We start from the raw sequence: 12,644 nt of genomic DNA, 5'->3' as shown, positions 1-12,644 counted from the left end.
TTTGCTACATAATCGCTGTTTCACAAGCCGCGCTACCGTTCATCCATTGCCTGCGATGCGGTTCATGAATCTCCCCATAGCACATTTCAATCCATTTCGCGTTTTTGAGCTGATCGATGCAGAACTTGCGGGAATGAAACACAGGAATTTGATGGCCGGAGAGAAGATGAACCGTGGTGCACTGGGGCGATCTCTGCCGGAACTGCTCAATCTCTCTTGACACAAACCATCCTACTCGGCTCTGCCGGCCGACCGGTTTGCGAACGTTAAACGGAATGATGGTAAAGCCGTACGACAACACGATCGGAACGAGTTGCTTCTTCCCCACCAGCTCCCCATATCGATGGCGGTTGATCGAAATGCTTGTGCCAAAGAAGGTCAGAATCCGCTTCAAAAACAAACTCGACTGCATATCAAGCAACTTGGTTTCCCCGTTCTTGAGAAAGAGTTTAACCGAATCCCCTCTGTTCTCCACGTTAACAGGTATAAAAGCTTGGCCGACATAGGCGAATCGCTTCACTTCTTTCCAGTCCAACTTTTTCATCCCCTCTTATCCTGATCATCAGGGTAAAATTTGTCGAAAATATCGTAATTTTTAAGTACAATATATCCCTTTTGGACAAAAAAATCAAAATTGTAAAATCCTATATTTCAACCTGTCAACAGCGATTTTTTCCTTAAAAACCGCTGATCTGAGCGTTTTTCATTCTGAAAACCAAAATTGACAACTATTTTTATTTTATGTCGGACAAAAATATTGATTTATATTAGGAAGTTAGGGTATAATAAAAATAAATAGTGTCAGACAAAAAAAGGGTGATAATCATGAGAGAAGGGAGATGCTACGAACAACATGATTTCCAAGTCCTCGTCCTCCAAGAATTCAGCAACCGGCGTCCCCGATCTCCGGAGGAAACGAAGAAGCTTCAGGAGGAGTACCTCAGACTGCTCCAGGAAATCCCTCGAATGTGGGAAGAATTTATAGAGAAGCACAAAAACATTTACGAACGGTTTGGATATCTCGACGTTATTGTCCATGATGATCTGCGGATTGAACGTAAAAAACTTCAGCGCGGCCGCCCCAAGGAAGAAAAATCGAAATCTCATCGCATAACTGTACGGTTGGATGACGAACTGTATGAACTTCTCCAAAAATACTGCCGGGCAAAAAATGTGTCGGAGTCGGAGGCGATACGCAAATTAATATTGGAGCTAAAGTGGAAGCACTTCTAATGTGCCTATTTTCTGTGAAAATGCGCTCACCTTGATGAGTCGTTTTCATGCTAGGTGGCGAGCAAGATTTGCTCATGAATGTTTTTTGGCGACTGTTGAAGGAATTTAGAAATTAACGTAGAATAAATCTTATAAACAAAAGAAGAAATAAACCTTGGAAGAAAGGTGGGTGATATAAATGACCATCACCATCACAATGGGCATCCAGAAAGGCGGATGCGGGAAGTCCACGACAACCGGAGTCCTCGCCTATTTGCTGAGCAGGGACGGATACAGGGTTTTGGCCGTTGACATGGACTCGCAGGGGAATTTAACCGAACTTCTTTCGCGAAAGCCATCCAACGAATTCACGGAGAAATCCGTTCTCGAGGCGATGCAGGAGAGGGATCCGGAGCCTTATATCGTGAAGATCAATGACAAGTTGGACTTGCTCCCGGCCAACAACTTCTTGGCCACTTTCCCCCGTTGGATTTATACAGGGGAAACATATCTCGGAAAATATATAAGGTACAAAGGAAAACCAACTTTGATACTGGATGACACGTTGGACAAGATCCGGCATAACTATGATTTCATTGTTATTGACACACCTCCTTCCTTGAGTGAACAGACGACAAACGCCTTATGTGCGAGTCAGTATGTCATTATGATGTTTGAATGCTCTAACTGGTGCTACTCGGCGGTCCCAAATTTTATGGAGTCCGTCGAGGGAGCGAGGGTGCATGGGAGACACAACACAAGGCTCCTTGGCATTCTGAGAACCATGAACGATGTTCGCCGTAACGATGCGAAGGCATTCAATGAAATGATCGAAGAAGATTACCCCAATGAGGTGTTCAAAACGATCATCACTCGCAAAGCGCCTATCGGGCGTTTATCGCTGTATGGATTCGAGGAGAATAATGAGTTGAATCAAGCGCTGGAGCAGTATGAAAACTTCTATAAGGAGATGATGGAGCGTGTCCAAAGTAGATGATATCAAAAATATGAAACGCCAACAAAAAGTCATTACTCCTACACAAGTGTTGACCGATCCTGTCGGTGAAACAAACAATATTCCTTCAAATGAAGAAGCTAACCAAACAAGAAAGGAAGGTAAGAAAGTGGAAAGAAAGCGTGTTTCCTTCGATATTCGGACGGATCTGCATAAAGAGTTGAAAATGCAGTCGATTTTGCAGGAGAAGAATATCTATCTGCTGATCGAGGAAGCTGTTGAGAAGTATTTGAATGAGCTTAAGAAGGGAGCCGAGTAAGGGCTTGAACTGAATTACTGTTGTTTTTTTCAAAAATCCTCTATAATGTACTGACACACTGATAATTCTTTTGCCACGGAGGTAATACAATGATTTTTCGAAAAGGAGAACTCTTCAGCGGTCCGGGAGGCCTTGCTTTAGGGGCCAAAATGGCGAGGGTAGTCGGCGCTGATGGCGAAGAGTTCCGTATTGAGCATCTTTGGGCCAATGACTATAACGAATCCGCATGCAAGACTTATCGCCGGAATATCTGCGGCAATCCAGACGATCCATCCGTTATTGCATGCGATGTAAGGGAGCTCGACATTGAGAAGCTTCCCAGAATAGACGCATTGTCATTCGGTTTTCCATGCAATGACTACAGTGTTGTGGGAGAACACAAAGGAATGGATGGAGAGTATGGACCTCTATATACATACGGGGTCAAGGTCCTTAACATTCACGAACCAAAGTTTTTTGTAGCAGAAAACGTGGGTGGTCTTCAAAGCGCCAACGAGGGCCGTGCATTCATGCAGATTCTGAAAGAATTGTCCGAGGCCGGCAGGGGTTATGACATCGTGCCGCATCTATATAAGTTTGAGGAATACGGTGTTCCTCAGATGAGGCACCGCATCATCATAGTTGGCATTAGAAAGGATCTAAATCTAAAGTTTAAAGTTCCTGCGCCGATTACTCCCGACAAGTATGTAACGGCCAAGGAGGCAATCACCAATCCACCAATCCCAGATGACGCCCCTAATCACGAGTTTACGCGCCATAACTCAAAAACAGTGGAAATGCTCAAACATATACCGCCGGGCGAAAACGCATGGTATGAAGGGATACCTGAGGAGTTGCGCTTGAATGTAAAAAAAGCAAGGTTGAGCCAAATCTACAGAAGGCTGCATCCCGACCAGCCTTCCTACACCGTTACAGGAAGCGGCGGCGGCGGAACGCACGTATATCATTGGGAGGAACCGCGGGCTCTCACAAATAGGGAAAGGGCAAGGCTTCAGACATTCCCGGATGATTTTGTGTTTGAAGGAACAAAAGAAAATGTCAGACAACAAATCGGAATGGCAGTTCCTCCAAAAGGAGCAAAAATCATCTTTGAAGCTATTTTGAAGACGTTCGCTGGCATTCCATATGAATGCGTTGAACCTAAATGGGATGTTGAGGAACTGTTTGGAACGGAGCAATTGGCCATTCCAGAGTTGGTATAGAAGGGCGGAGAGGAAAAATTCTCCGCCCTAGTTTGTCTCTTTTAACTCCCGAAGCAGAGCGCCGAGCGATTTGTATCCTTTGTTTTTGACAGACTTGACAAACAGTTCGGCGCGGTCTTCCAATGGCACATCATTTTCAATGCAATAATCAAGAAAGCCAAGCAATGTTCTGGCTGTGATTAAAAATCCGCTAATGGGATTTCCGGTGATTCTCTTGGCTTTGTCCGATATTTTTTCCAGATTGCGCTCCCCGCTGAAGTCGTTTGCGGTCACATATCCAAAAAATACGAGCTCCTTTCCCTCGTATCCAGTGTAATTGGGGATGTATTCGGACGCCATATGTGAAGCCAAGGAGGAGGACAACGGGAACTTTTCTGCGTAGTTTTTGGCGTCAATGATGCCGAATTTGTTGTCTCCATATCCAGCGATAATTTCGATTTCCGTTCTTTCCCCGTTCTTGGTTTTAGGGCGCATTGCAACATCGAACCCTAAGGCGCTGAATATTTGGCCAGTCTTATCTTCAAACGCCAGGTTGTCCTTTTCATTCAAGTATGCTTCTACAAAATCGGAGTTGATCCCTTCAAAATCAGCCTTGTTTTCCACTATCTCATGAATAACCTTTTCAATGTCTCTTGGCGATAAATATTTTTGGAGGGTCTTGGCGATTTCCTCTTTGGACATCGATCCTATGGATGGAAATTGAGCAAGGATTCTCTCTGCTTTTGCCCGAAGTTTGCTGGAATTTGCAGCAGGTTTTATATTGCCATATCTGCTCGCCTTGTAGCTGTCGACATCCAGGCCGCTGTTTTCCGCCATGCGCTCGAGCGATATCATGTATCGCGTGTTAAATGGATAGCGTTTTTCGATTTCAGCGATTTCCTGCTTAATTTCATTGATCCTGGAAGAATCGCCTTTCAAAGCCTTGCCACGAATGTACTCAACTAATCCTGTATAATCGCTGATGAGCATAAAAGTGTGGGCCACGTCGGAGTGAGCTTCGTAAAAGTCTCTCGCCCCTTTGTCTGATCTTTCTCTATGGTCGAACTTGGCGGCGATGTCTTGTTTCATTTCTTCTCTATCGTGAGGGCCGGCTTTTCGGAAAGCCAATATTTTATGCACGATTTCATCCAGTTGCGAGTCCTTTTGGGCTGTCATGGCGAAATAAGTGATCTCCTCTTTTGTTACATAAAAGTCCAACCTTTCGTCATTCGCCAATTTGATCAGAAACAGAACAGGGCGGATCCGAAACCCTTCATCGAATTTTGGGCGGAACCCCGGCTCGAGAAAATAAGCGTTTGGATATTGGAGCGTCAAGACTTGTTTTCTTGTGTTTTCGTACACCTTTTCTCCTTGGATGAGCTTTTCTCCAACTTTTGTAAGGCGAATATATCCATCATCATCTACATAGCAATAGGAGAAGGTTTTGAGCATGGCCATCCATGTGCGTCCTCCGGAACCGTCATGGCTGACGTTGTTTCTTTTGATCCCCATATTTGCAAGCTCTTCTTCATATCGTTTATGGACTTCTCTATTTCTTGCCCATTTCAGCCTGAAATCATCCGTAGCCTTCTGCAAAGCCAGCAATGCCTCCTGGTGGAAGCGGGGGTCTCTCTCTGGACGTGTAATAAACCATACCTTTCTGATGTTTTTCTCATTCATAGTCCAGCATCTCCTTTATTTCCGCATAGATGTTTCTCTCTTCGATTGTAAATGGATCGACTTTTTTGGACTGGGTGGTGGAAAAGTAAAAATCCAGTGATTTGAAAAACTCCTTATTTTCATTGATAAGCTCAGTGATGTCGGCATCTGAAATCTGGTTGAGAATGCTGACGGCTTTATCAATTTCATTATCGACCAAAATTCTGCGATAAATGGATACCTTATCTTTCCCGATAATCTGTTCAGCTGCATGCACATAACGAATTATGGTGGTCACGGCCGGGACCGACATCTCGTTGATGATTTTATTGAAGGCATTGTCAGGAGCTCCAATATATTGGCTGATTTCTCGGTTTGTAATCCGATGCTGAGATAAAAGTCTGTTGAAGTTGTCCATCACTTTCCTGCTTATAATTTTGCTTAGTATTTTTTGCAATAAATTTTTATTTCTCTTGGAATTATCAAACAAAAAATTCCTCACCCCTTCCAATAAACATCATAATATTTATTTTTGTTTGGTTTATAAACCTTATAAGGTTATAATTCATTGCAAAATAAAAAACGCTTGTTGCATCCAAGCGCTCATCCATCCATGGCTTGATCAATAAAATTCTTTATTTGTTTGATTGTTTGATCAAAATCCTGTTTCAAATCATGTTCCCACACTCTTAAGCAATTCCAGCCGATTTTTTTGTAATAATCATTGACCTCTTGATCCCTCCCTTTGTTTCTCAAGAGCTTTTTTTCCCAATAGTCTCTATTACTTTCGGGCATATTCCCGTGCAGTGGACATCCGTGCCAGAAACATGAATCGATGAAGATGACGACTTTATACTTTTTGATGGAGATATCAGGTTTCCCAAGAAGAGTCTTGTCGTTCTTTCTAAACCGATATCCTTCCTTCCAGAGGGCTTTTGAGACTGCATCTTCCAACTGTGAGCGTGACTTTATGGCTTTCATGGTCTTGGAACGTTGCTCTTTGGTAAGATTGTCACTCAAATGGATCACCCCAGTCAGCGAAGCCTTTCAGAAGCATATATTTACTACTGATTATATCAGATAACCGAGATCCACGCCGGCCTTCCGCGGATGCCGCTTGCAAGCAGGACCATCCGCAGCCGTGCGGAGTGTGATCGAAGAAGTCAATGCATCGCACCGTTGCTTGAAGCAATAAACCTTTAAGTAAATAAACGATGGTAAAAATAAAGGAACATTTATCCAAATAAACAAAACAAGGAATAAACGTTCATTTCATCTTTTCTTCCAATAAACAAAAGTTTTGTGATTCATATGAAGATTCCATCCCTGCGCCGGTCTTCCCGGCTGGCCGCCTCCTGGCCTTTGGCCATCCGGCTGGAGCCTGGGGAAGCCCGGCGCTCGGCCGCTCAAGAAGCCGCTCGCGATCCAGTTTTTCCTACCACCCGTGGCCGTGCGAAGCAGGGCCAAGAGGCTGTTCAAAGCACCGCCACGGCTGATGCTATTTAATTTTTGTTAGACAAAAAATTAAATTCGACAGACATCGACAGCAGGCGTAGTCGCACCGGCGCTTCCGTTTCCTTTTGGTCCGGGTCCCCGGGGCGGTGTGATGGTCGGCTGGCAGCCGGAAAGGCTCCCCCACTGCAAGCCCGAGCGCCGAAGCCCTCGCCTTCCGGCTCGGTCCAGCCTATCACACCGCCCTTCCCGGCCCAAAAGACTACGGGTCGCCGGTGACCGGGGAAAGAGCATTGAAAAAAGTATTTTTGATAGGTATTTTGATGATTTTTGAAAAAATGAAGGATTTTGTAATAAGATGTCGAAACCAAACAATCGCTTGGATCCCTCTTTTTAAGAGACCTCTATTTTCCTTCATATCAGTCTATTTTTCCATTTATGTTTTTGGATGCTGTTTATTTTCAAGGATAAGTCACTGTTGCCTACATAACGATTACACAGTGGCGTTTCCTTATATGGGGGGCTTTTTGTGGAGAATTTTAAATTAGAACATATCGAACTTTCACCATTGGATCGGGCAAAGCGTCATGTGTGGTTTCAGCATCGTGACGCTTCGGGGTGGATTACGCTGGCGAAGAAGGAGCCGGGCGGGAGGTGGAGGCAGTATCACTACCAGCCTAAAGAATTGGCCTTAGAACTGTCTAAATGGCTCGGAGAGGACGTTTATTTCAGTCAGAACACCTTCTATAAGCCACAACGCCGCATCGAGAATATAAGGCAATTACGAGCTCTCTACGTTGATGTGGATTGCCACACCCTTGGATATGAGCCGGATTGGGTAGTCGGCAAGCTGGACATCGAGGTATTCCACGACAATATTTTGCCCGAGCCTAACCTCATCATTTTCTCGGGACGTGGGATCGTATGTATTTGGTTGATCGAGCCGGTCCCATACAAGGCATTGCCGCTTTGGAAAGCGGTGGAGAACTATTTTTATGAGCAGCTTAGCTATGTGGGGGCGGACAAGAAGTCGCTGGACCCGACCAGGGTGTTCCGGATCGACGGATCGGTTAACTCCAAGAGTCAGAGGGAGGTCATCGTCGAATACCGGCACGGCGACAAGTATGTCCTCCGTGACTTGCAATATGAGTATTTGCCGGAATTGACAAGGACACAGAAAGGAAAGAGGGGACGCAAAGGGAAGATTGTTCGACTGCATAATATCCAGACGTTGCACTATGCCAGGCTACTGGATTTGATCCGTCTTGCGGAGTTAAGGGACTATGATCTTAAGGGGTATAGGGAACTGTTTTGTTTTTTATACCGATACTGGAGTTGTTGTCTTACTGATGATCCTGAGGAGGCGTTGAAACAGATGATAGAGTTGAACGCCGTGTTCAAGGAACCGCTGTCTGAGAAGGAGGTGATCCGAGCGACAAAGAGTGCCGAGAAAGCGTGGATGGCGAAAAATGACGCGAAGGCAAATGAAGAGGCGATGAAAAAAGGCTATCCCGGCGCCGGCTATAATTTGAAGAACTCTACAATCATTCGATGGCTGGACATCAAGCCGGAGGAACAGCGACATTTACAGACCATTATTGACGCCAATGAGAAGCGTCGCCGGAAACGGGAACGCGACAGGGAGAGGACAGAGGGGTGGCGCCGGGGACAAGGGGCGAGGACAAGGGAGGAATACCTCGAGGAACAGAGGGAGCGAACGGAGGACAAGTTATGGCAGTTGCAAAAGGCCATAGAGCGACACCCTGACGCGACAAACAAGAGGCTGGCCGCGATGCTGCAAATATCGGTGCGGCGTGTTCAGCAACTCAAGAAATTGATCAAGAACTAATGTTCCCGTGAAATGGTTCGTCGCTCTTATATTATGGGCGTCAGCCTGCTTGCCCGCTGCCAGAAAGAAATAAACCAAGATGGTTTTGCTCCCATGCCTCATTAGTCTGGTGGGGGGAGTCCCGAGGGTTTTAAAATTTAGATTTTCAATTCGATGAAGGGTGAAATGTAAGTGGATCGTTGTAAAAAGGGAGGGAGAAAGGGATTTTAGGGCTTGATTTCGGAGGTGTAGTTGCAAGTCGGAAAGGCAGTTAGGAGTTATTATAAAGGGGATAGGTTTATTGGTTAGATTTTGGTTGATGATAATATGATTATTTAGAACATAATTCCTAATGCAAAATTATCAATTAAGATAAAATCAGTCTTAGAATCAGAATATCGAATGGAGGTGAGGACACCAGAGTGACGCAGAGGACGCTATGATGAAATATTGCAAATAAAAGACGAGGACAAGGGGTGTGTCCCTGTTCCTCGATCAATCAAAAAAATCTGTGCATAAGACATACAGCTGCGTCAAGGTGTCGCGACAAGCATTCCATCGAAGGACAGCGACCACTCCCTTTATTTTCTCACTTGTCCCCGGTGAAAACAAAAAGGGGGTAGGGTGAACCATGAACAACAAGGTAACCCGGAGACATAAATTTATTTCCTGTCTTAAGTCAAGACAGCAATTGTCTGGCAGAGGACAAGATGCGGAATGTATCGCGACAGATGTCCCAGTGGATTAGCGGCCGCCGGAGACGATGGACAGTGAGTCGCGACAGACCGAAATAATAAACATGTCTCCCATGGCAATATAGACAGCGGCTGTCCTCGGTCAGGTGATCCCGCGGATACGGGATGTCATCGTGTTTTGAAAAAGCGAAATTAATTTATTTGTTTTTTGTCTGACGCAAAATTAAATTTCTTCGTTGTCATGATCATCATGTAAAAACGGATACTTCAGCAACATGTGTTGAAATGTTCCTTGGTCTTTGAATGGGGGAAATTTACGGGACAGACTTTGATAGTAGCATCTCTGGTGGATGATTGTATTGATTATATCCAAGAACACTTTGTCGCCAGGGCGGACAATTTTTGAGCATACCGGACATCTTATCCTTCCGATAATATCGAACATTTTTTCCCCTCCAGTTTGTTTTCTATACTCCCTCTCAGCCTAAGTGATGGTATAATCTTCTTGAAAAATAAAAGGGGGAGTTTTCAGTGAGGAAAATCAAGGCGCTGATGGTAGCTGTAATTGCATTTATGGTAGCAATTTTGCCAGGGGTTAGAACAGACGCAGGCCCAAAAAACATGTATGTGCACTTCATCAATGTTGGACAAGGTGACAGTATTTACATTAAAGCGCCAAATGGCGAAGACATCCTTATTGATGGAGGGAATAAGGATGGCAGCGATGTCGTCGCCTACCTTAAAAAACAGAAGGTAAAGGACATTGAAGTTATGATTGCAACTCACCCCGATGCCGATCATATCGGTGGTCTAGATGAGGTTCTCAAAGCTTTCCCAGTGAAAAACGTGTACGCTCCGAAAGTCGGTAATACAACGCAAGCATATAAAGATTTCTTGCTCGCTGTAAAAAACAAAAAACTTACGATCAAAGTTGCTAAAGCAGATGTTGCCTTGCCGATCAAAGGTGTGACTGCAAAGTTTGTTGGTCCCGTTAAATCATACAGTACCAGTGATACTAATGACTGGAGCGCCGTCTTGAAGGTGACTTACGGCAAAAAGTCTTTCCTGTTTACCGGCGATGCTGAGACTAAGGCAGAGACAGATATGGTCAAAGCCAAAAAGGATTTACGCGCTGATGTGTTGAAAGTAGGGCATCATGGTGCGAAGACATCGACCAGCGCGACGCTTTTAAAAGCCGCGAAACCAGCGTATGCCGTAATCTCGGTCGGCAAGAACGCTTATGGTCACCCAACATCGGAAGTTTTGAATCGTTTAAAAACTTATAAAGTAAAAGTATTCCGTACAGACAAACAGGGAACGATCATTGCGACAACCAATGGAACAACGCTTTCCTTTAACGTAAAACCTATTTATTAAGGAGGAGTTAAATGAAATATATCATTGATCGTTTCGAAGGTAAATGGGCAGTTTGTGAAACTGAGGACGGCAAGATGATCGACATTGAGAAAAGCAAACTGCCCAAAAACGCTCGCGCCGGCGATGTGATCGTGCAAAAGAACGGAAAGTTCCAGGTAGATAAGAAGGAAACTGAGAAGCGGTGGAAAGAAATAGAGAAGTTAATGAATGAGGTATTTGAGGAGTAACTATCCATACCCATCAAGTTAAGAATTTTGGTCTTTGTGCATCGTCAAAAACATGGTATCCTTTCTAACGAACACTCCACGTTAGAAAGGATTTTTTTCATGGAAAAACAAATGCAAGCATGGATTCAAACCATTCGTCAACTCTTTTCTCCCGAAGAATTAACCCGTCTCGCACGGAAAACAGGATTTATCCGGCGGCAGCGTTCGTTAACGGCGGAAGCCTTTCTGACTCTCTGTGCATGGGGAGATGGCTCACTGGCAAAACAGTCGCTTCAGCGGTTGTGTGCGGCCTTGACGCTCTGGCATGGCTGTTCCCTTTCAAGCGAAGGCTTGAATCAGCGTTTTACCGATCGAGCCGTGGCGTTTTTGCGAGAAGTGTTTTTCCTTCTCCTCCTGCATCAACGTCCGTTGCTTTTGTCAGCCATTGAGACCTATCGAACTTGTTTTACCCGCCTGCAGATTTTGGACTCAACCAGCTTTTTGGTTCCCGCTGACTATGGGGAAGACTATCGAGGTTCCGTTTCGTCGGGGGTGAAAATTCAGTTTGAATATGACTTGTTATCCGGCGCCTGCCTTCAGCTATGCGTTCAATCGGCCAATGACTCGGACGCCCGTTTTGCCTATCATGCCCAGCACACGATTTTACCGAATGACCTATGTATTCGGGATTTGGGCTTTTTCTCCGTTGCCGCACTGGCCGAGATCGACGCCCGCGGAGCGTATTATATTACTCGGCTCCGTTCCGATATGAAAGTGTATATCAAGGAGAATGGCCAGTGGAAGGAATGGGATTGGGAATCCCTTGGGAATCAATTAGAGGAAGGGGAATCAGTGGAAATGGAACATGTGTACATCGGACATGAACGCTTGTATGTTCCACGGTTGGTTTTCCGCCGTCTGACGGCGGAAGAATGGCAAAAACGGATGGCGTATGTGCGGAAAAAGGAAAAAAGAAAAGGGAAGGCGCTGGCACGCCAAACCCTCGAACAAAAGAAATACCACATCTTACTGACGAATTTACCACAAGAGTCGTTTGATGGTCAACAGGTTTATGAGCTCTATTCCCTGCGCTGGCAAATTGAATTGTTGTTTAAAGCCTGGAAATCCGTATTTGACTTGGAGAAAGTCAAGGAGATGAAGAAAGAACGTTTCGAATGCCATTTATACGGGACGTTGATTGCCATTTTGGTCACCCAGACGTTTCTGTTTCAAGCTCGGATGTATTGGCATCAAAAGGAAGACATTCAAATCAGTGAACGGAAAGCGCTCGATCTTCTCCAATCGTATTGGCACCAGTTGCTTTTGCGTTCGCATATTGCGGAAATCAACCTTTCCTCTCTCCTTTCCCTGTTACGAAAACATGCCAAGAAAGATCGAAGGAAAGGGGAAGAAACGGCATCGGATATCTTAACAAAATTAGAGATATGGTAGAATCAGATATGGATATAAATGCCAAATACCCCTCTTCTGGAGGGGTATTTGGCATGCCCAATAATGGATGTTATCCCCATCATTCACTGGGGGGATGAACACGAGTATCGTCTTAAAAATTTTATACCGCTAAACTTGACGGGTATGGAGTAACTATCCTCTTTTTGATTAACTTTTTTATTTAAATTGAATACGGAGGAATAACGTTGACTGGGAAAATGTTTAAAAATCGTGTGAGTAAAATATTTGTGGGTGACATTCCGAAATGATCCCCGACGAGGGTTGCGAACTTTTGTTCGCGACGCTCG

General features: G+C 44.8%; 12 protein-coding genes. 8 read left to right on the top strand and 4 right to left on the bottom strand.

What is annotated here, in order from left to right:
• Positions 1-4: 4 nt before the first annotated feature.
• Complete coding sequence (locus tag ABS784_RS15470; RefSeq protein ID WP_352513124.1) at positions 5-544, bottom strand: competence protein ComK; 540 nt, start codon at positions 542-544, stop codon at positions 5-7.
• A 422-nt stretch (positions 545-966) separates the two neighbouring features.
• On the opposite strand from ABS784_RS15470, the gene ABS784_RS15465 reads away from it, so the two are divergent.
• From ABS784_RS15465 to ABS784_RS15450, 4 genes are all read left to right on the top strand, one after another.
• Positions 967-1,233, top strand: a complete 267-nt coding sequence (locus tag ABS784_RS15465; protein ID WP_352513122.1) for a DUF6290 family protein — start codon at positions 967-969, stop codon at positions 1,231-1,233.
• A gap of 178 nt (positions 1,234-1,411) precedes the next feature.
• Positions 1,412-2,209, top strand: coding sequence for a ParA family protein (locus ABS784_RS15460; RefSeq protein ID WP_352513120.1), 798 nt, complete (start codon positions 1,412-1,414; stop codon positions 2,207-2,209).
• A complete protein-coding gene (locus ABS784_RS15455; RefSeq protein ID WP_352513118.1) occupies positions 2,193-2,486 on the top strand; it encodes a hypothetical protein in 294 nt (97 codons plus the stop codon). Before ABS784_RS15460 ends, ABS784_RS15455 begins: the two co-directional genes overlap by 17 nt.
• An 89-nt stretch (positions 2,487-2,575) precedes the next feature.
• Positions 2,576-3,688 carry a DNA cytosine methyltransferase gene (locus ABS784_RS15450; protein WP_352513116.1) on the top strand — a complete coding sequence of 371 codons (1,113 nt, stop codon included), beginning with the start codon at positions 2,576-2,578 and terminating at the stop codon, positions 3,686-3,688.
• Positions 3,689-3,715: 27 nt separating this feature from the next.
• Here the strand turns inward: ABS784_RS15450 and ABS784_RS15445 are convergent, their stop codons facing one another.
• The 3 genes from ABS784_RS15445 to ABS784_RS15435 all read right to left on the bottom strand — a co-directional run bounded on the left by ABS784_RS15445 (position 3,716) and on the right by ABS784_RS15435 (position 6,346).
• On the bottom strand, positions 3,716-5,347 hold the full coding sequence (locus ABS784_RS15445; RefSeq protein WP_352513114.1) for an AlwI family type II restriction endonuclease: 1,632 nt from the start codon (positions 5,345-5,347) through the stop codon (positions 3,716-3,718).
• A complete protein-coding gene (locus tag ABS784_RS15440; protein ID WP_352513112.1) occupies positions 5,340-5,744 on the bottom strand; it encodes a hypothetical protein in 405 nt (134 codons plus the stop codon). The genes ABS784_RS15445 and ABS784_RS15440 overlap by 8 nt, the downstream gene beginning before the upstream one ends.
• A gap of 185 nt (positions 5,745-5,929) precedes the next feature.
• Positions 5,930-6,346: a very short patch repair endonuclease gene (locus ABS784_RS15435; protein ID WP_352513110.1), complete on the bottom strand. Its 417-nt coding sequence runs from the start codon at positions 6,344-6,346 to the stop codon at positions 5,930-5,932.
• Positions 6,347-7,307: 961 nt separating this feature from the next.
• Between ABS784_RS15435 and ABS784_RS15430 the strand changes: the two genes are divergently transcribed.
• The 4 genes from ABS784_RS15430 to ABS784_RS15415 all read left to right on the top strand — a co-directional run bounded on the left by ABS784_RS15430 (position 7,308) and on the right by ABS784_RS15415 (position 12,336).
• The gene (locus tag ABS784_RS15430; protein ID WP_352513108.1) at positions 7,308-8,627 is read left to right on the top strand and encodes a replication protein; all 1,320 of its coding nucleotides are present in this window, start codon (positions 7,308-7,310) and stop codon (positions 8,625-8,627) included.
• A 1,205-nt stretch (positions 8,628-9,832) separates the two neighbouring features.
• A complete protein-coding gene (locus tag ABS784_RS15425; protein WP_352513106.1) occupies positions 9,833-10,678 on the top strand; it encodes a ComEC/Rec2 family competence protein in 846 nt (281 codons plus the stop codon).
• Positions 10,679-10,689: 11 nt separating this feature from the next.
• On the top strand, positions 10,690-10,905 hold the full coding sequence (locus tag ABS784_RS15420) for a DUF3006 domain-containing protein (protein WP_352513104.1): 216 nt from the start codon (positions 10,690-10,692) through the stop codon (positions 10,903-10,905).
• A gap of 99 nt (positions 10,906-11,004) precedes the next feature.
• Entirely contained in the window at positions 11,005-12,336 is a 1,332-nt protein-coding gene (locus ABS784_RS15415; RefSeq protein ID WP_352513102.1) for an IS4 family transposase, read from the top strand.
• Positions 12,337-12,644: the final 308 nt, after the last annotated feature.

This window comes from Geobacillus sp. G4 (assembly GCF_040327975.1).
Classification (GTDB): domain Bacteria; phylum Bacillota; class Bacilli; order Bacillales; family Anoxybacillaceae; genus Geobacillus; species Geobacillus thermoleovorans.
Note: the sequence above shows the minus strand (reverse complement) of the source record. Positions and strands in the feature narration are given on the sequence as shown.